20 protein-coding genes and 1 tRNA gene are annotated in these 16700 nt (G+C 60.9%); 5 read left to right on the forward strand and 16 right to left on the reverse strand.

The window, feature by feature from the left end; all coding sequences use genetic code 11:
* Positions 1-189: 189 nt before the first annotated feature.
* A complete protein-coding gene (locus tag I8746_RS04520; protein ID WP_221100204.1) occupies positions 190-1227 on the forward strand; it encodes a sensor domain-containing diguanylate cyclase in 1038 nt (345 codons plus the stop codon).
* A 158-nt stretch (positions 1228-1385) separates the two neighbouring features.
* Here I8746_RS04520 and I8746_RS04525 read toward each other — a convergent pair whose 3' ends face one another.
* The gene (locus tag I8746_RS04525; RefSeq protein WP_088512778.1) at positions 1386-1595 is read right to left on the reverse strand and encodes a 4-oxalocrotonate tautomerase family protein; all 210 of its coding nucleotides are present in this window, start codon (positions 1593-1595) and stop codon (positions 1386-1388) included.
* Between the two features lie 69 nt (positions 1596-1664).
* A complete protein-coding gene (locus I8746_RS04530) occupies positions 1665-2396 on the reverse strand; it encodes an SDR family NAD(P)-dependent oxidoreductase (protein WP_088512779.1) in 732 nt (243 codons plus the stop codon).
* A 113-nt stretch (positions 2397-2509) separates the two neighbouring features.
* Here I8746_RS04530 and I8746_RS04535 point away from each other — a divergent pair, with 113 nt between their 5' ends.
* Positions 2510-3436: a LysR family transcriptional regulator gene (locus I8746_RS04535; protein ID WP_221100205.1), complete on the forward strand. Its 927-nt coding sequence runs from the start codon at positions 2510-2512 to the stop codon at positions 3434-3436.
* Between the two features lie 370 nt (positions 3437-3806).
* On the opposite strand, the gene I8746_RS04540 is transcribed toward I8746_RS04535, so the two are convergent.
* The 9 genes from I8746_RS04540 to thrS form a co-directional block, all read right to left on the reverse strand.
* A tRNA-Pro gene (locus I8746_RS04540) sits at positions 3807-3883 on the reverse strand.
* Between the two features lie 114 nt (positions 3884-3997).
* Positions 3998-4354, reverse strand: a complete 357-nt coding sequence (locus I8746_RS04545) for a MerR family transcriptional regulator (RefSeq protein ID WP_003250681.1) — start codon at positions 4352-4354, stop codon at positions 3998-4000.
* A complete protein-coding gene (gene ihfA, locus I8746_RS04550; protein WP_003250679.1) occupies positions 4335-4637 on the reverse strand; it encodes an integration host factor subunit alpha in 303 nt (100 codons plus the stop codon). Before ihfA ends, I8746_RS04545 begins: the two co-directional genes overlap by 20 nt.
* A gap of 4 nt (positions 4638-4641) precedes the next feature.
* Positions 4642-7023, reverse strand: a complete 2382-nt coding sequence (gene pheT / locus I8746_RS04555; protein WP_012052878.1) for a phenylalanine--tRNA ligase subunit beta — start codon at positions 7021-7023, stop codon at positions 4642-4644.
* A 31-nt stretch (positions 7024-7054) separates the two neighbouring features.
* Positions 7055-8071: a phenylalanine--tRNA ligase subunit alpha gene (gene pheS / locus I8746_RS04560; protein ID WP_003250674.1), complete on the reverse strand. Its 1017-nt coding sequence runs from the start codon at positions 8069-8071 to the stop codon at positions 7055-7057.
* Positions 8072-8180: 109 nt separating this feature from the next.
* Positions 8181-8537 carry a 50S ribosomal protein L20 gene (gene rplT, locus I8746_RS04565; RefSeq protein WP_003250671.1) on the reverse strand — a complete coding sequence of 119 codons (357 nt, stop codon included), beginning with the start codon at positions 8535-8537 and terminating at the stop codon, positions 8181-8183.
* A 27-nt stretch (positions 8538-8564) separates the two neighbouring features.
* Entirely contained in the window at positions 8565-8759 is a 195-nt protein-coding gene (gene rpmI / locus I8746_RS04570) for a 50S ribosomal protein L35 (protein ID WP_003250667.1), read from the reverse strand.
* Positions 8760-8819: 60 nt separating this feature from the next.
* Complete coding sequence (infC, locus tag I8746_RS04575) at positions 8820-9371, reverse strand: translation initiation factor IF-3 (protein WP_012052879.1); 552 nt, start codon at positions 9369-9371, stop codon at positions 8820-8822.
* Positions 9371-11293, reverse strand: coding sequence for a threonine--tRNA ligase (thrS, locus tag I8746_RS04580; RefSeq protein WP_003250660.1), 1923 nt, complete (start codon positions 11291-11293; stop codon positions 9371-9373). The genes infC and thrS overlap by 1 nt, the downstream gene beginning before the upstream one ends.
* Positions 11294-11631: 338 nt before the next feature.
* On the opposite strand from thrS, the gene I8746_RS04585 reads away from it, so the two are divergent.
* Together I8746_RS04585 and I8746_RS04590 are read left to right on the forward strand one after the other, a co-directional pair.
* Positions 11632-11937 carry a hypothetical protein gene (locus I8746_RS04585; protein WP_221100206.1) on the forward strand — a complete coding sequence of 102 codons (306 nt, stop codon included), beginning with the start codon at positions 11632-11634 and terminating at the stop codon, positions 11935-11937.
* A 162-nt stretch (positions 11938-12099) separates the two neighbouring features.
* Positions 12100-12312: a cold-shock protein gene (locus tag I8746_RS04590; RefSeq protein ID WP_003250656.1), complete on the forward strand. Its 213-nt coding sequence runs from the start codon at positions 12100-12102 to the stop codon at positions 12310-12312.
* A gap of 200 nt (positions 12313-12512) precedes the next feature.
* Here I8746_RS04590 and I8746_RS04595 read toward each other — a convergent pair whose 3' ends face one another.
* Entirely contained in the window at positions 12513-12833 is a 321-nt protein-coding gene (locus tag I8746_RS04595) for an I78 family peptidase inhibitor (RefSeq protein WP_012052882.1), read from the reverse strand.
* Between the two features lie 274 nt (positions 12834-13107).
* On the opposite strand from I8746_RS04595, the gene I8746_RS04600 reads away from it, so the two are divergent.
* Positions 13108-13320 carry a hypothetical protein gene (locus I8746_RS04600; protein ID WP_003250649.1) on the forward strand — a complete coding sequence of 71 codons (213 nt, stop codon included), beginning with the start codon at positions 13108-13110 and terminating at the stop codon, positions 13318-13320.
* On the opposite strand, the gene I8746_RS04605 is transcribed toward I8746_RS04600, so the two are convergent.
* The 4 genes from I8746_RS04605 to I8746_RS04620 all read right to left on the reverse strand — a co-directional run bounded on the left by I8746_RS04605 (position 13292) and on the right by I8746_RS04620 (position 16699).
* Positions 13292-14293 carry a nucleoside hydrolase gene (locus I8746_RS04605; RefSeq protein ID WP_012052883.1) on the reverse strand — a complete coding sequence of 334 codons (1002 nt, stop codon included), beginning with the start codon at positions 14291-14293 and terminating at the stop codon, positions 13292-13294. The two genes, I8746_RS04600 and I8746_RS04605, sit on opposite strands and share 29 nt — an antisense overlap.
* Before the next feature lie 64 nt (positions 14294-14357).
* Positions 14358-14756: a D-ribose pyranase gene (rbsD, locus tag I8746_RS04610; RefSeq protein ID WP_003250646.1), complete on the reverse strand. Its 399-nt coding sequence runs from the start codon at positions 14754-14756 to the stop codon at positions 14358-14360.
* Entirely contained in the window at positions 14753-15661 is a 909-nt protein-coding gene (rbsK, locus tag I8746_RS04615) for a ribokinase (protein WP_221100207.1), read from the reverse strand. The genes rbsD and rbsK overlap by 4 nt, the downstream gene beginning before the upstream one ends.
* Before the next feature lie 15 nt (positions 15662-15676).
* The gene (locus I8746_RS04620; RefSeq protein ID WP_014860892.1) at positions 15677-16699 is read right to left on the reverse strand and encodes a LacI family DNA-binding transcriptional regulator; all 1023 of its coding nucleotides are present in this window, start codon (positions 16697-16699) and stop codon (positions 15677-15679) included.
* Between the last annotated feature and the right edge of the window lies 1 nt (position 16700).

Genomic DNA, 16700 nt, shown 5'->3' on the forward strand with positions numbered 1-16700 from the left:
AGCCGCGCCGATCAACACCACAGGTAATGCCCACTGGAGGATCCGGGATAGAGCCAACCGGTTTGCTATGCTCTCTATTCCGGCTGGCCTGGCCTGAAGGCGCCGAGCGTGTGCGGCATTGGTCAAGATGCTTGAGAGTTTTCTATCCGCGTTTGTGGAAAAAACGAACCAAGGAGTGGAGTAACAGATATGCCAGCTTGTCCCCTACCCGCTGATGAAGCACTTCGTCAGCGCACACTTGATGATATGGACTTGGTCGATACGCCGGCCGAGCATTATCTCGATACCTTGGTACGACTCACCCAAGAACTAGCCCAGGTGGAGACCGTTCTGGTCAGCCTAATCGATCAGGACCGGCAGTGGTTCAAGGCTCGAATCGGTATCGAGGTAAGCGAGACGAAGCGTAATGTGTCTTTTTGCGGCTACGCGATTCTCGGTGAAGATACCTTGATGGTTTCCGACGCCAGGTGCGATACACGCTTCGAGGACAATCCCCTCGTGCTGAACCCACCCTATATCCGGTTCTATGCGGGCCACCCGTTACGTGCCTCAAATGGCAAAGCCATTGGCACCCTGTGCATGTTCGATCCTCGGCCGCGGAAGCTCAGCGAGGCGCAACAGGCTAATTTTCGGGACTTAGCCACGCTCACCGAGGGTTATTTGCAACTGCGGAGCCTAGCGCAGGTCAATCGCGCTCTGCGTGTTGAAATGGATCGCGGGCAGCGCAGGGCTTTGCTTGATCCTTTGACACAACTATGGAACCGCGGGGCGTTGGCAGCATTTCAGAACCGAGAGCTTCGTTTGGCTGAGGAGCGAGGTTTACAGCTAGGTGCCGTATACGCGGACCTCGACCGTTTCAAATCCGTCAATGACGAGCATGGCCACGATGCCGGCGATAAAGTGCTCTGCGAGTGTGCCCGCCGCCTGCGGGCTACGCTTCGGCCAGATGACCTGCTGGTACGCCAAGGAGGAGAAGAGTTCGTGGCCTTGCTACGGGTTAAAGATAGCCAAGAATTAACGCAGATTGCGGAGCGCTTGCGTCAGTCAATTGGCAGCGCGCCGTTTTTGTTGCCCGGCGTCCCTCGGAAGATGACCATGAGCATCGGATGCGCCCTGCTCACCCAGGGTGAGCAGATTGATGATGCAATAAAGCGCGCTGACGGCGGTCTCTATGCGGCCAAACATGGGGGGCGTGACCAGGTTGTCTATGTGCCAGCGTTATCCTGAGGAAGTTGAGACTCGGTAACATGGGGGCGAGACTCTCCCTATACGAGATGCGCTAGCGTATTGGCCACCCCGGTCTCCAAGTGGGTTCTCCTTCGCAAGCGTGTCGAGCCAAGGCCGCCCTGGAGGCGCTGATTCGCGCCGCCGGGGCAGTTCGGAGCTCATCCCTGAGTTTTTTTGCTGCGGTACTCGGTGGTGGTCATGCCGGCGTAGCCCCAGTTATCGGTGTCGACCTCATCGATCACGATATGGGTGAGCTCAGGTTTCTTTCCGAGCACTCGCTGCAAGGTCTCTGTGATTTCCTTGATGACTTGGGCTTTCTGATCACGGGTGACGCCGTCGCGAGTGATGCGGACGCTGACGAAGGGCATGGTATTACTCCTATGGGGTGGGGAAATCAGGGCAAGGAGGCGGGATGCCTCCCCGTTACGTTCAGCCTATTACCATTTGCCGACACTCATACCGCCGTCGACCGGCAACACCACGCCCGTGGTGAACCCGGCGTTGGCCAGGTAAAGCACGGCGTCGGCAATGTCGCTGACGCGTCCGATGTGTCCGGCCGGTTGCAGGCCGTTGAGGAAGTCGAAGCTGGCCGGATCGTGCATCGGCGTCTCGATGATGCCGGGAGCCACCGCGTTAACCTGGATGTTGTGCGACGACAGCTCCAGCGCCAGGGCGCGGGTAACTTGGTTGAGGCCCCCCTTGATCAGCACCGGCAAGGCGGCGGGCACGGCGATGTTGGGTTGCAGCGCCACGGCAGCGGTGATGTTGATGATGTGACCCTGGCGCCGCTCGATCATGTGCACGGCGGCGGCCTGGGAGGCGTAGACCACGCCCTTGAGGTTGGTCTCCAGCATGCTTTGGATGTCTTCCGGGCTGTAGTCGACGAAGGGTTTGGGCAGGAAGAAGCCAGCGTTGTTGACCAACACGTCGACCTGGCCGAAGGCGTCGATGCTGGCCTGAATCAGGCGGCGGGCGGTCTCAGGCTTGGCGATGTCACCGGCCACGCCGATGAAGGCGGGGCTGTCCAGTTGTGCCTTGGCCTCGGCGAGGCGTCCGGCGGAGCGGGCATTGCCGACCACATTGAAGCCACTGGCGAGGAAAGCCTTGGCCAGGCCGAAGCCGATGCCGCTGGAGGCGCCGGTGATCACTACCGTTTTGCTGTTGCTCATGTCGTTTCTCCCAATCAGGTGACGCAGAAGAGCGCCGTTGGGAGGACTATATTTTTGCTTTAGATAAGGATAAATATGGCAGCGAGAACTTCAGTTGATACATGGTGTAATCAATGCAGCGGCATTTCGACGACGTCCTACTCGGCAGCATCGAGCTGTTCTGTCTGGCGGCGGAGCTGGGCAGCTTCACCACGGCCGGTCTCGCGGCGGGCGTGACGCCGGCAGCGGTCAGTCGCTCGATCAGCCGCCTGGAAGAGCGCTTGGGCTCCAGACTGTTCGTCCGTACCACCCGCAGCATCCGCCTGACCGAGGGCGGGCGAGGCTACTACGAACAGTGTCGTCAGGCGCTGACCCAGCTGGTGGAGGCCGAGCGGGTGGTGACCGGTCAGCAGCAGGAGCCTTCGGGCACACTGCGCATCAGCCTGCCCACGACCTACGGGCACCACCGCATCCTGCCGCTGCTGCCCGAGTTTCGCCGGCGCTACCCGAAGGTGCAGGTCGACATCCACCTGGGCAACCGCAATATCGACTTTGTCGGCGAGGGCTACGACCTGGCCATCCGCGTGCGTGCACAGCCGGATTCGACTCTGATCGCCCGGCCGCTGGAAGACGCCCGGCTGGTGGTGGTGGCCACTCCAGATTACTTGGAACACGCGGGGGAACCGCAGAGCCTTGAAGAACTGGCGCAGCACGACTGCATCCAGTTCGAACTGCCCAGCAGCGGTCGGCGCATCGCCTGGCTGTTCGACGAGGAGGGCCGCGAACGGGAAGTCCTCACCGACGGCGGCTACGTCTGCTCGGACGACGTGCTCGGTGGCGTGACCTTGGCCAAGCACGGCGCGGGACTGTTCCAGACCTACCGCTTCATCGTCGAGCGCGAGCTTGCCGAGGGCTCGCTGGTCGAGGTGCTGCGGCCCTTCGCGGGCCGCTCGCGGCCGTTCACCCTGCTGTATCCCCAAGGCCGGCACATGCCGTTGCGCCTGCGGACCTTCGTCGACTTCATCATGGACAAGCGGCGCCAGTGGGCTGCTGGCAGCTGAGGGGACGTCTCACTCTGTACCAGTGCCATGGTGGATGCGGCGCCGATGGGCCAGTCTGTAATTGGCCTTGGACCGATCTCCGGTTTAGCACCTGCCGGCCCAGCACCGGGCCGAGCCGGTGGCATGGATGGAATCACGCTCACCTCAGGCGTACGCCACGATCTCGAACGAGGTTAAGCAGCACAACCTCAAATTCGGTGGAGCGCCTGCCTCGGCGGTCAACGACTACAGCATTCCGCTCTACACCCACGCCGTTCCTGACGAGGTTGACATGCGAGTTCGCGGTGGTGTTACCCTGAGAAGTCACGCAAAAGTCACGCACATGAAAAAGGCCACTCCTTTCGGAAATGGCCTAAGTCATTGAAATATATGGTCGGGACGGAGTGATTCGAACACTCGACCCCTTGCACCCCATGCAAGTGCGCTACCGGGCTGCGCTACGCCCCGACTGGGCTTTGAAGCATGTTCTCAATCTTGCCGAGAACGTTGAAGAATGTACCCTAACCCTCTGATAAATGAAAGCTTTTTCTCAAAAAAATTTCCGCTCATCAGAAACCCGGTTTACTTCTTCAAAACCACCAACACATCCTCCAATTCAACAATCATCTGCCGAATCAGCTGCTTGTACTGGCTGGATTCATCTTTAGCCTCATCACTGGAGAGCCTCAACCGCGCCCCGCCAATGGTGAACCCCTGATCATACAGCAGCGCACGAATCTGGCGGATCATCAGCACATCCTGGCGCTGGTAATACCGCCGGTTCCCCCGCCGCTTCACAGGGTTCAGCTGGTCGAACTCCTGCTCCCAATACCGCAGCACGTGTGGCTTTACGGCACACAACTCGCTCACTTCACCAATGGTGAAGTAGCGTTTGCCCGGTATGGGGGGCAGTTCGTCGTTATGGCTTGGTTCCAGCATAGGCCTCAACCCGGGCCTTCAACTTCTGCCCTGGACGAAAGGTGACGACGCGCCGTGCGGTGATCGGGATTTCTTCCCCTGTCTTGGGGTTGCGGCCCGGCCGCTGGCGTTTGTCGCGAAGGTCGAAGTTGCCGAAACCGGACAGCTTGACCTGCTCGTTCTCTTCAAGTGCGTGCCGAATTTCTTCGAAAAACAGCTCGACCAGCTCCTTGGCCTCACGCTTGTTAAGCCCCAGCTCCTCGTACAGCCTTTCGGCCATCTCAGCTTTCGTCAGAGCACCCATGCCGTTATTTCCTTAACGTGGTGTTCAACCTTTGTTCGAGCGAGGTGAGGATGTTTTGCAGGGTAGTGTTCACCTCATCGTCGTTAAGAGTGCGCGATGGATGCTGCCAGGTCAAGCCGACGGCAAGGCTTTTTCTATCAGGATCAATGCCTTTACCTTGGTACACATCAAACAGCCTGAGGTCTGTGAGCCATTCGCCTGCATTGTCACGAATTAATTCAAGCACCGCGCTAGAAGCCACATCACGTCCTGCGATCAAAGCCAGGTCGCGACGGGTTTCCGGGAACTTGGACAGTTCGCTGAATTTCGGCAGGCGGCCTTCGACCACGTCGCCCAGCACCAGCTCGAACAGGAACACCGGGCGGTCCAGGCCCAGGGCTTTGGCCAGCTCCGGGTGAATGGCGCCGAGGTAGCCGACCAGCTTGCCGTCACGCTCGATGGCAGCGGTCTGGCCTGGGTGCAGGGCTGGGTGTTTGCCGGCGCTGAAGGTGAAGTCGCTCAGGGCGCCGGAGTAGCCCAGCAAGGCTTCCACGTCGGCTTTGACGTCGAAGAAGTCGACGCCGTCGCGGCCGTTGGCCCAGCCTTCTGGCAGGCGGCTGCCGGTGATGACGCCGGCAATCATTGGCTGCTGCTGCAGGTCACCCAGTTGGCCGACAAAGCGCAGGCCGCTTTCGAACAGGCGCACGCGGTCTTGCTGGCGGTTCAGGTTGTGCTGCAGTGCCTTGACCAGGCCCGGCCACAGCGAGGCGCGCATGGCGGCCATGTCGCTGGAGATGGGGTTGGCCAGCAGCAGCGGCTCTACGCCCGGGCTGAACAGTTCGAACAGTTTCGGGTCGATGAAGCTGTAGGTGATGGCTTCCTGGTAGCCGCGGGCAACCAGCAGGCGGCGCAGGGTCGGCAGGTCACCGCGGGTTTCCGGCTTGCCCTGTGGCGCCAGGCGCGCCTGAGGGTAGCGGACCGGCAGGTTGTTGTAGCCGTACAGGCGGGCCAGCTCTTCGATCAGGTCCACTTCCAGGCTGATGTCGAAGCGGTGGCTTGGAACGGTGACGGTCCACTGCCCTTCTGCACTTTTAACCGTGGTCAGTTCCAAGGCGTTGAGCAACTGCTCGACCTGGGCTGGGTCCATTTCCATGCCAAGCATCTGGGTGATGCGTTCGGCGCGCAGGGTGACCGGGGCTACTTGTGGCAGGTGCTGCTCGCTGACCGCTTCAACCACAGGGCCGGCTTCGCCGCCAACGATGTCCAGCAGCAACTGGGTGGCGCGCTCCATGGCTTCGCGGGCCAGTTGCGAGTCGACGCCGCGCTCGTAGCGGTGCGAGGCATCGGTGTGCAGGCCGTAGGAACGGGCTTTACCGGCGACGGAAATCGGCTCGAAGAAGGCGCTTTCCAGGAACAGGTCGCGGGTTTTTTCGGTGTTCACACCGCTGTGCTCGCCCCCCATGACGCCGGCGATGGCCAAGGCGCGGGTGTGGTCGGCGATCACCAGGGTGTCAGCACGCAGGGCCACTTCCTGGCCGTCGAGCAGGACGAGTTTTTCGCCCTCTTCGGCCATGCGCACGCGGATGCCGCCGTTGATTTCCGCCAGGTCGAAGGCGTGCATCGGCTGGCCGAGTTCGAGCATCACGTAGTTGGTGATGTCGACGGCGGCGTCGATGCTGCGAACGTCGCTGCGGCGCAGGCGCTCGACCATCCACAGTGGGGTTGGCTTGCTCAGGTCGACGTTACGGATAACGCGGCCCAGGTAGCGCGGGCAGGCAGCCGGGGCGCTGACTTCGACCGGGCGCACTTCGTCATGGGCGGCCGCTACGGCTGGCACCACCGGGCGGGTGACCGGGGTGTCGTACAGGGCGCTGACGTCGCGTGCCAGGCCGGCGATGGACAGGCAGTCGCCGCGGTTCGGGGTCAGGCCGATTTCGATGCTGGCATCATCCAGGCTCAGGTACGTGCGAATGTCTTCGCCAACCGGAGCGTCGGCAGCCAGTTCCAGCAGGCCGTCGTTTTCTTCGCTGATCTGCAGTTCGGCAGCCGAGCACAGCATGCCGAAGGACTCGACACCGCGCAGCTTGGCCTTCTTGATCTTGAAGTCGCCTGGCAGTTCGGCACCGATCATGGCGAACGGGATCTTGATGCCTGGGCGGGCGTTAGGGGCGCCGCACACAACCTGGAAGGTTTCCTGGCCGCTGCTTACCTGGCACACGCGCAGCTTGTCGGCGTCCGGGTGTTGTTCGGTGGCGAGAATTTCGCCCACGACGATGCCGCTGAACTGGCCGGCAGCGGGGGTAACGCTGTCAACTTCGAGGCCGGCCATGGACAGGCGGGCGACCAGTTCGTCACGGGAGACTTGCGGGTTGACCCAACCGCGCAGCCACTGTTCACTGAATTTCATGCTGTTCTCCTGAAAGTTGCGTCGATTGGGCCTAGCGGAATTGGGCTAGGAACCGCAGGTCGTTGTCGAAGAACAGACGCAAATCGTTGACGCCATAGCGCAGCATGGCCAGGCGCTCGGCACCCATGCCGAAGGCGAAGCCCTGGAACTCTTCTGGGTCGATGCCGGACATGCGCAACACATTCGGGTGCACCATGCCGCAGCCCATCACTTCCAGCCAGCCGGTTTGCTTGCACACGCGGCAGCCGTTGCCGGAACACATCACGCACTGGATGTCGACTTCTGCAGACGGCTCGGTGAAGGGGAAGAACGATGGGCGGAAACGGACCGCCAGTTCTTTCTCGAAGAATACGCGCAGGAATTCTTCGATGGTGCCCTTGAGGTCGGCGAAGTTGATATCGCGATCGATCAGCAGGCCTTCGACCTGGTGGAACATCGGCGAGTGGGTGATATCCGAGTCGCAGCGGTATACGCGGCCCGGGCACACAATGCGGATGGGCGGCTGGGTGGACTCCATGGTCCGCACCTGCACCGGCGAGGTGTGGGTACGCAGCAGCATGTTGGCATTGAAGTAGAAGGTGTCGTGCATCGCCCGCGCCGGGTGGTGGCCAGGGATGTTGAGCGCTTCGAAGTTGTGGTAGTCGTCTTCCACCTCTGGGCCTTCGGCGATGCCGTAACCAATGTGGGTGAAGAACTGCTCGATGCGCTCGAGTGTACGGGTGATCGGGTGCAGGCCACCGGTGGCCTGGCCGCGGCCTGGCAGGGTGACGTCAATGCATTCGGCAGCCAGGCGAGCGCTGAGCTCGGCTTCTTCAAAGGCAGCCTTGCGGGCATTGAGCACAACGGTGACGCGCTCTTTGGCGTCGTTGATCAGCGCGCCGACTTTCGGTCGCTCTTCGGCTGGCAGGTTGCCCAGGGTCTTCATCACCTGGGTCAGCTCGCCCTTCTTGCCGAGATAATTAACCCGGATCTGTTCCAGGGCGTTGATGTCTTCAGCGCGTTCCACGGCCTCTAGGGCTTGGGAGACCAGCGCATCCAGGTTTTCCATGTACAGACTCCAGATACGAAAATAGGGGAAGAGCTTTGAAGGCTCTTCCCCTATCGATGACGTTCAATGCCCGGCAGCGCTAGCACCGCCGGGTGATTGTCGCGGGTACTTAAGCCAGAACGGCTTTAGCTTTCTCGACAATCGCAGCAAACGCCGCTTTTTCGTTCACTGCCAGATCAGCCAGAACCTTACGGTCGATTTCGATCGAAGCCTTTTTCAGGCCAGCAATCAGACGGCTGTAGGACAGACCGTTGGTGCGGGCACCGGCGTTGATACGAGCGATCCACAGTGCGCGGAACTGACGCTTCTTCTGGCGACGGTCGCGGTAGGCGTATTGGCCTGCCTTGATGACCGCTTGCTTGGCTACACGGAATACGCGCGAACGTGCACCGTAGTAACCTTTAGCCAGTTTCAGAATTTTTTTGTGACGCTTACGAGCGATAACGCCGCGCTTAACACGAGCCATGAGTAACTTCCTCTATCTTAACCAGAATTAACGAACGCGCAGCATGCGCTCGACTTTTGCGACGTCGGACGGGTGCAGCAAGCTGGCACCGCGCAGTTGACGCTTACGCTTGGTCGACATTTTGGTCAGGATGTGGCTCTTGAAAGCGTGCTTGTGCTTGAAGCCCGAAGCTGTCTTCAGGAAGCGCTTCGCAGCACCGCTCTTGGTTTTCATTTTTGGCATGTTGGAACTCCGCATTCGATAAAATTACACATAATCATCAGGCCTGCCGTGCCCGGGAGATTACTTCTTTTTCTTGGGGGCGATGACCATCATAAGCTGGCGTCCTTCCATCTTCGGATGCTGCTCAACGGTGCCGTATTCGGCGAGGTCGGCTTCGACCCGCTTCAACAGCTCCATGCCCAGCTCCTGGTGGGCCATCTCACGACCACGGAATCTCAGAGAGATCTTGGCCTTGTCCCCATCGGTAAGGAAACGTACCAGGTTGCGTAGTTTTACCTGGTAATCCCCATCCTCCGTCCCTGGACGAAACTTGATTTCTTTGATCTGGATCTGCTTCTGGTTTTTCTTGGCTTCGTTAGCCTGCTTCTTCTTCTCGAAGAGGTGCTTGCCGTAGTCCATGACCTTGCAGACGGGTGGTACCGCGTCTGCAGAGATTTCTACCAGGTCCAGCTTCGCTTCATCAGCGATACGCAGCGCTTCATCAATCGAGACGATGCCAACCTGCTCGCCGTCTGCGCCAATTAACCGAACCTCGCGGGCCGAGATATTCTCGTTGATCGGGGCCTTCGGTACAGCACGCTTATCGTTTCTCATTTCACGCTTAATAGTCATTACTCCGATTCTTGGCGACCACGCCGGGAAACCGCTTGTGTCAGCAGCTCAACGAATTGGGCGACGGGCATGGAGCCCAGGTCTGCGCCTTCGCGAGTACGCACAGCGACGGTTTGCGTTTCGACTTCGCGGTCCCCTATAACCAAAAGGTACGGGACCTTGAGCAAAGTATGCTCGCGGATTTTAAAGCCGATCTTCTCATTTCTCAAGTCCGACTTGGCACGGAAACCGCTTCCGTTCAGAGATTTCTCAACCTCGAGGGCGAAATCGGCCTGCTTGTCGGTGATATTCATGATCACCGCCTGGGTTGGGGCCAGCCACGCCGGGAACACACCAGCATAGTGCTCGATCAGCATGCCGATGAAGCGCTCGAACGAACCGAGGATGGCACGGTGCAGCATGACCGGGCGAACTCGGCTGTTATCTTCGGCGATATAGCTGGCATCCAGACGCTCTGGCAGGTTCGGGTCGTACTGCAGGGTACCGCACTGCCAGTTACGGCCGAGGCAGTCGCGCAGGGTAAACTCGATTTTCGGGCCGTAGAAGGCACCCTCGCCCGGCTGGTATTCCCACTCAAGGCCGGATTCGTTCAGGGCGTCGGCCAGCGCTGTTTCAGCACGGTCCCACAACTCTTCAGAACCGACACGCTTGGCCGGACGAGTGGACAGTTTCATGGCGATGTCGCTGAAACCGAAGTCCTTGTACACGTCCAGGGTCAGCTTGATGAAGTCGGCGGCTTCTTTCTTCACCTGTTCTTCGGTGCAGAAAATGTGCGCATCGTCCTGTACGAAGCCACGCACGCGCATGATGCCGTGCAGGGCGCCCGACGGCTCGTTACGGTGGCAGGCACCGAACTCGGCCAGACGCAGCGGCAGGTCGCGGTAGCTTTTCAGGCCCTGGTTGAACACCTGCACGTGGCACGGGCAGTTCATCGGTTTTACCGCGTAGTCACGGCTTTCCGACGAAGTGGTGAACATGTTTTCGGCATAGTTGGACCAGTGGCCGGAACGCTCCCACAGGATGCGGTCGACAACCTGCGGGGTCTTGATTTCCTGGTAGCCGTTTTCGCGCTGCACGCCACGCATGTACTGCTCGAGTACCTGGTAGACGGTCCAGCCGTTGGCGTGCCAGAACACCATGCCCGGGGCTTCTTCCTGCAGGTGGAACAGGTCGAGCTGCTTGCCGATCTTGCGGTGGTCGCGTTTTTCGGCTTCTTCGATGCGCTGGATGTACGCAGCCAGCTGCTTCTTGTCAGCCCAGGCCGTGCCGTACACGCGCTGCAGCTGCTCGTTCTTGGCATCGCCACGCCAGTAGGCGCCGGACAGCTTGGTCAGCTTGAATGCCTTGAGGAAGCGGGTGTTCGGCACGTGCGGGCCACGGCACATGTCGACGTATTCTTCGTGGTAGTACAGGCCCATGGCCTGTTCATCCGGCATGTCTTCGACCAGACGCAGCTTGTAGTCTTCGCCACGGGCCGTGAACACATCGATGACTTCGGCGCGCGGGGTCATTTTCTTGACCACGTCGTAGTCTTTTTCGATCAGCTCCATCATGCGCTTTTCGATGGCGGCCATGTCTTCTGGGGTGAAGGGGCGCTCGTAGGCGATGTCGTAATAGAAGCCTTCGTCAATGACCGGGCCGATCACCATCTTGGCGGTCGGGTACAGCTGCTTCACGGCGTGGCCAACCAGGTGGGCGCACGAGTGACGGATGATCTCCAGTCCCTCTTCATCTTTAGGGGTGATGATCTGCAGGGTGGCGTCGTTGCTGATCAGGTCACACGCATCGACCAGCTTGCCGTCGACCTTGCCGGCCACAGTGGCCTTGGCCAGGCCAGCGCCGATGGAAGCGGCTACTTCGGCTACGGATACGGCGTGATCGAACGAACGTTGACTGCCATCGGGAAGAGTAATAACGGGCATGGCGCCTCCTCTCCTAGTGGTGACCCCTACCAAAGGTCACGTGGGTTGGGATGAGCCAGTACAAGATCCGACCTGCCTTCCGGTAAAAGGAAGCCTGCCCCACAGTGGCAGAAGCCTTTCGGCTTGTCAGGGACGAACCAGAGTGACTGGAAAGAAAAAAGATAGCTGCAGCCGGCAACAGCGCGACCGCAAGCCGAGCATGCTAGCACGCGGGTTGCACCCCAGGCAGAAATATTTGGAAATTGCACCGCAGCGGTGAACTAACGCGGAAAAATACCGCTCAGACTTTGGGAAGCAACCTACTCTTGATGAGACCTTAACCCAAGGAGTAACTGGTGATGCGAGTTCCGTCTCTTCTGGCCCTGGCGGCCGCTGGCGCCCTGCTGCTGCCCGTGGCTGCGAACGCCGGCAACTTCCCAGCCGGGAAGGAGGCCGCCTACATGACCCAGTGCACGCAAGTGGCCAGCGGCCAGGGCGTTGACGCTGCCACCGCGAGAAAACACTGCGACTGCGGCGCGCAAGCCATCAAAAAGAATTTCACCGACGCCGAGATTGCCGACCTCGACAGCAAGGACGGCGTTGACGCCAAACTGATGCAGAAGGCGCAGTCGGTGGTGAAACAGGCCTGCGCACCGAAGAGCTGAAACCTTAAAGCCGGTGATGGCCAGCCATTCTTTGAGCTGGATCAATATCCTGCGAAGGTAAAAGGCGCTAGATGCGCAGAATTAGACTATGATGTATCCCGTGCTCCGTAGCCTCGGCCGCATTGCACCACTGAAAAAACTAAATGTTCTGGAGATTCACCCATGTCCAATCGCCAACAAGGCACCGTCAAATGGTTCAATGATGAGAAAGGCTACGGCTTCATCACCCCAGCAGGCGGCGGCGACGACCTGTTCGTACACTTCAAAGCCATCGAATCTGACGGCTTCAAGAGCCTGAAAGAAGGCCAGACTGTTTCCTTCGTCGCCGAGCGCGGCCAGAAGGGCATGCAGGCTGCACAGGTTCGTCCGGAGTAATTCGGATAGCTGTAAAAAAACCCGCCCTTGTGGCGGGTTTTTTTATGGGTGATGCATCATCTGAGTGGGGCGGGATTGCCTGCGAAACCTACTTTAGGGTGAATGGCACGGGCTTCGCCCGTGTTCGCGGGTGAACCCGCTCCTACAGGCGACCGCGCAGGTTTTTCACATTTTGCGCAAGGCAGTTGCCCCTGCGTGCATCAACCGCAGTTGACGCGGGTTACCCTGCCCTGCTCGTCCACGTTCAGGTTCAAGCGCTCGGAGCGGTACTCCAGGGTCACCACGTCGTGCGGCTTGAGAATGCGCGCCATCTGCGAGCCGCTGGCCTTGCGTGCCTGCTCCAGCAATTCGGCGCTGGCCTGCTTGCCCAGGGCAAAGTCGGCACCACTGGCTTCGCAGCGGCCATCGTTGCCCGCTGGCGCGGCCGGCGCGGCACCACCATCAGCATTGCCACCAGTGCTGCAACCCGCCAGGACAGCAGCCACAGCCAGAGTTGCCAGGTAAGCACGGGTACGGAACATGAAGCCTCCTAAATCGGTCCGGGAACTGCCTGATCCGACAGCTCCGCTCATCATTTGTTGCAAAACCGGTCAAGTCTGCCTGAACTGCAGCGGCGAGGCGAAAAGCAATCGTGACCGGATTTTGCACAACACGCTGCGTTTGCCATATGCTTAGCTCGCACGGTCACCGGCGCAAAGCCATGATTTGCTGCAAGAAGTGGAGCGCATCCCGCCTCCATCGAACACCAGGGTCAGGTGTTCCCCCTTCGTTCCGGGCCCCCAGCGAGAGCTTTTCATGAGCACCCACAGCATCGATGCCGATATCAAGGTCAAATGGGCCGAGGGCCAGAGCGCGTACAGCCCTGGCACACCGGAAGAGTTACTGTTGATCGCCATCGACCTGTTGGTGCGCGACAACGGTGCCGAGGCGGCACGCAGCTTCATCGACCAGGTGTTCGAGCGCTACGCGCCGCACGCGGCTATTCCAATCGCGCCAGACGGGCACTGAGCAGGTCGAACAGCCCCTGGGCATCACCCTGCTCCACCCACAGCACATTCGCCGGCCGCTTGAGCACACCGTACCAGTCTGCAATTGTCTGGCCGAAAGTGGGCCCTTCGCGGCTGTCGATGCTCATGTGGATACGCCGGCCACTGAACAGCTCGGGCTTTAACAGGTAGGCGATGACGCTGGCGTCGTGCACAGGGCCGCCAGGTATGCCATACACGTCCATATCGTGGGTGATGTAAGCATTGAGGATATCCACCACGCGCTTGCTGGCCTGGTTGTTCACGGCTGCCAGTTGCTTCAGGCGAGCGTTACTGGTCAGCAGCTTGTGCGTGACATCCAGCGGCAGGTAGGTCAGCTGCACGCCGCTGGCCAGCACCACTTCGGCGGCGTGCGGGTCGGCGTAGAGGTTGAACTCCGCCACCGGGGTGATGTTGCCGCCGTTGAAATGGGCTCCCCCCATGACCACCACCTCTTTGATGCCGTTGACGATGCCCGGGCGCTGGATCAGCGCCAGGGCCAGGTTGGTCTGCGGGCCGAGCATGGCGACGGTGATGCTGTGCGGTTTGGCTGCGCTGAGGGTATCGACCAGGTATTGCACGGCATTGCCCTGGGCCAGGGGCGCTTTCGGCTCGTGCACCGGTACACCGGTGAGGCCTTCTTCGCCATGAACGTCGGCGGCGTAGATCGGCGTGCGCACCAATGGGCGGCCGGCACCGGCATACACCGGGATGTCTTCGCGCCCCGCCCATTCGCGGGCCAGGCGGGCATTGCGCGAGGTCTTGTTTAGGCGCACGTTGCCGGCCACGGTGGTGATGGCGCGGATATTGAGTTCGTTGGGCGAAGCCATGGCCAGAAACAGCGCGACCACGTCGTCCGCGCCGGGATCGGTGTCGATGATCAGGTCGATGGGTGCGGCCTGGAGGGTGGAGGCTGTGGCCATGAAAACAACTCCTTGTAGCAGGGACTTGAGCATGGATGGCACTCCTGTTGCCTATGAATCATGCGTTTACACAGCCCGGCGTCCTTTGTGGAAGCGGCTAGAAGGTGACGCCGGAGATGAGGGCGATGTTGCTGTAGGGCTGGCACTCGCCTGTACGCACCACCGCACGGGCACTGCGCGACAGCACTTTGAAATCCTCATGGGTCAGCCATTCGCGCTTGCCCAGCTTGCCCTTCAGTCGCTCGATTTCGACCAGCGCAGGTGGCACCACTTTCTGCATTTCTTCAGCCAGCACGTGCCGCTCAACCTGCAATTCGCTCAGCACCACCCGCAGCACGCTGGCGAAGTCCGGCAGGCCAGGCGTAATGGCCAGGTCGATCAGCTCGACACCCGGCGGCACCGGCAGCCCGGCATCGCCGATCACCAGGATATCGCCATGCCCCATGCCGGCAATGACTCGCGACAGGGCAACGTTCAGCAGCGGGGTTTTCTTCATGGCGTCAGCTCCGCCAGGTAGGGAATCGACGGTTGGGCACCGGCACGGGTAACCGACAATGCCGCGGCACGCTGGCCAAAGGCGATCGCCTCCCCCTCGTCCAGCCCACGCACCAGGCCGGCAGCAAAGCCACCAATGAAGGTATCGCCGGCAGCGGTGGTGTCCAGCGGTTGCACGCGCGGCGCCGGATAGTGCTGATGGCCTTGGGCAGTAACCAGCAAGGCACCTTGCGCACCCAAGGTGATGATCACTTTGCCTGCCCCCAGCTGCAGCAAGCGCTCGCCTGCGCGCCGGGCACTGTCCTGGTCGGTCACCGCCACACCGGTCAAGGCTTCGGCCTCGCTTTCGTTAGGGGTAAGGTAATCGATATGCGCAAACCAGTCCGCTGGCAAGGGGCCGCTAGCGGGTGCTGGATTCAGGATGACCTGCTTGCCCAGCTCACGCGCCCTGGCCAGTGTGCACGCCACAGTGTCAGTGGGCACTTCCAGCTGGCAGATGACCACCTCGGCGGCCTGCAGCAGTGCATCGAAACGCAGCACCGACTGCGGCGTCAGCAGGCCGTTGGCGCCGGGAATGATGACAATACAGTTCTGGCTGGCAGCATCCACCGTGATCAGCGCCACACCGCTGGACGTGCCCGGGCAGGTGCTGACACCCTGACAGTCGATACCCTCGACATACAAGGCCCGGTGCAGTTGCCGACCGTAATCATCATCCCCCACATTGCCGATCATCGCCACGCTGCCCCCCAGCCGCGCTACCGCCACCGCCTGGTTGGCACCCTTGCCGCCCGGCACCGTGAAAAAGCTATCGCCGGGGAGTGTTTCGCCGGCCCGTGGCAGGCGCTGGGCGCGGACCACCAGGTCCATGTTGAGGCTGCCGACCACCACAACCTTGGCATTCATGACGTTTCCTTAGCGTTAGCGGTATTCATTGAACAGGTCCGGGCGCGGCCCGGTGGATTCACGCAAGACGATACGCGGGGCGACGATACGCTGCTCCGCCGCGCCTTGCCGGGGCGTAGCGATACGCGTCAGCAGCAACGAGGCAGCGCTCTCGCCCAGCTCGCGGATCGACTGGCCCACGGTGGTCAGTGGTGGGTACACGTAGCGGCTCAGTTCGATGTCGTCGAAGCCGATCACCGACAGCTCGCCGGGTACGCTGATATTGCGTTCGGCGGCAGCGCGCAGCACACCAAAGCCGATCATGTCGTTGCCGGCAAAAATCGCCGAGGGCCGCTTGCCTTCCAGCACCTGCGCCGCCGCTGCATGGCCACCCGGGCTGGTGAAGTCGCAGTGCAGTACACGGCTGCCCAGCACAGGCGCACCGGCTTCGGCCATGGCACGGCGGAAGCCGCTCAGGCGCAGCTGGGTAACACCGGTTTCGGCGGGGCCGCCGATATAGGCGACGTCGCGATGGCCCAGCTCCAGCAGGTGCCGGGTGGCCAGGTACGCCCCCTGCTCGTGGTCAATGCGCACCAGGTCGGCATCGACGCCTTCCAGCTCACGGTCGACGATGACCATTGGCGTGCGCACACCGGCCAGGCTTTGCAGCAGGTCGTCGTCCTGGCCCACCGAGGCCACTACCAGGCCGTCGATGCGTTTTTCCAGCAGCACGCGCAGGTAGCTGCGCTGCTTCTGTGGGTTGTCGTCGGAGTTGCACAGGATCACGCAATAGCCGTTGCGCTCGCAGGCGTCTTCGATACCCCGCGCCAGCTCGGCGAAGTAAGGGTTGACGCTGTTGGGCACCAACAGGCCGATGGTGGCCGTGCTGCGCGCCTTCAGCGAGCGCGCCACCGCACTGGGCACGTAATCCAGTTCGACAATGGCGGCTTCCACCTTCAGCCGCACCTGTTCGCTGACCGGACGGGTCTTGTTGAGTACATGGGACACGGTGGTGTAGGAAATACCCGCCAGTGCCGCGACGTCTTTGATGGTTGCCATG

The sequence above is a fragment of the Pseudomonas sp. USTB-Z genome (genome assembly GCF_019691255.1).
Taxonomy (GTDB): Bacteria; Pseudomonadota; Gammaproteobacteria; order Pseudomonadales; family Pseudomonadaceae; genus Aquipseudomonas; species Aquipseudomonas alloputida.

Coding starts and splice junctions, on each gene's coding strand:
- I8746_RS04520 (WP_221100204.1), top strand. CDS start 190: ATGCCAGCTTGTCCCCTACCCGCTGATGAAGCACTTCGTCAGCGCACA.
- I8746_RS04525 (WP_088512778.1), bottom strand. CDS start 1,595: ATGCCCTTCGTCAGCGTCCGCATCACTCGCGACGGCGTCACCCGTGAT.
- I8746_RS04530 (WP_088512779.1), bottom strand. CDS start 2,396: ATGAGCAACAGCAAAACGGTAGTGATCACCGGCGCCTCCAGCGGCATC.
- I8746_RS04535 (WP_221100205.1), top strand. CDS start 2,510: ATGCAGCGGCATTTCGACGACGTCCTACTCGGCAGCATCGAGCTGTTC.
- I8746_RS04545 (WP_003250681.1), bottom strand. CDS start 4,354: ATGCTGGAACCAAGCCATAACGACGAACTGCCCCCCATACCGGGCAAA.
- ihfA (WP_003250679.1), bottom strand. CDS start 4,637: ATGGGTGCTCTGACGAAAGCTGAGATGGCCGAAAGGCTGTACGAGGAG.
- pheT (WP_012052878.1), bottom strand. CDS start 7,023: ATGAAATTCAGTGAACAGTGGCTGCGCGGTTGGGTCAACCCGCAAGTC.
- pheS (WP_003250674.1), bottom strand. CDS start 8,071: ATGGAAAACCTGGATGCGCTGGTCTCCCAAGCCCTAGAGGCCGTGGAA.
- rplT (WP_003250671.1), bottom strand. CDS start 8,537: ATGGCTCGTGTTAAGCGCGGCGTTATCGCTCGTAAGCGTCACAAAAAA.
- rpmI (WP_003250667.1), bottom strand. CDS start 8,759: ATGCCAAAAATGAAAACCAAGAGCGGTGCTGCGAAGCGCTTCCTGAAG.
- infC (WP_012052879.1), bottom strand. CDS start 9,371: ATGACTATTAAGCGTGAAATGAGAAACGATAAGCGTGCTGTACCGAAG.
- thrS (WP_003250660.1), bottom strand. CDS start 11,293: ATGCCCGTTATTACTCTTCCCGATGGCAGTCAACGTTCGTTCGATCAC.
- I8746_RS04585 (WP_221100206.1), top strand. CDS start 11,632: ATGCGAGTTCCGTCTCTTCTGGCCCTGGCGGCCGCTGGCGCCCTGCTG.
- I8746_RS04590 (WP_003250656.1), top strand. CDS start 12,100: ATGTCCAATCGCCAACAAGGCACCGTCAAATGGTTCAATGATGAGAAA.
- I8746_RS04595 (WP_012052882.1), bottom strand. CDS start 12,833: ATGTTCCGTACCCGTGCTTACCTGGCAACTCTGGCTGTGGCTGCTGTC.
- I8746_RS04600 (WP_003250649.1), top strand. CDS start 13,108: ATGAGCACCCACAGCATCGATGCCGATATCAAGGTCAAATGGGCCGAG.
- I8746_RS04605 (WP_012052883.1), bottom strand. CDS start 14,293: ATGCTCAAGTCCCTGCTACAAGGAGTTGTTTTCATGGCCACAGCCTCC.
- rbsD (WP_003250646.1), bottom strand. CDS start 14,756: ATGAAGAAAACCCCGCTGCTGAACGTTGCCCTGTCGCGAGTCATTGCC.
- rbsK (WP_221100207.1), bottom strand. CDS start 15,661: ATGAATGCCAAGGTTGTGGTGGTCGGCAGCCTCAACATGGACCTGGTG.
- I8746_RS04620 (WP_014860892.1), bottom strand. CDS start 16,699: ATGGCAACCATCAAAGACGTCGCGGCACTGGCGGGTATTTCCTACACC.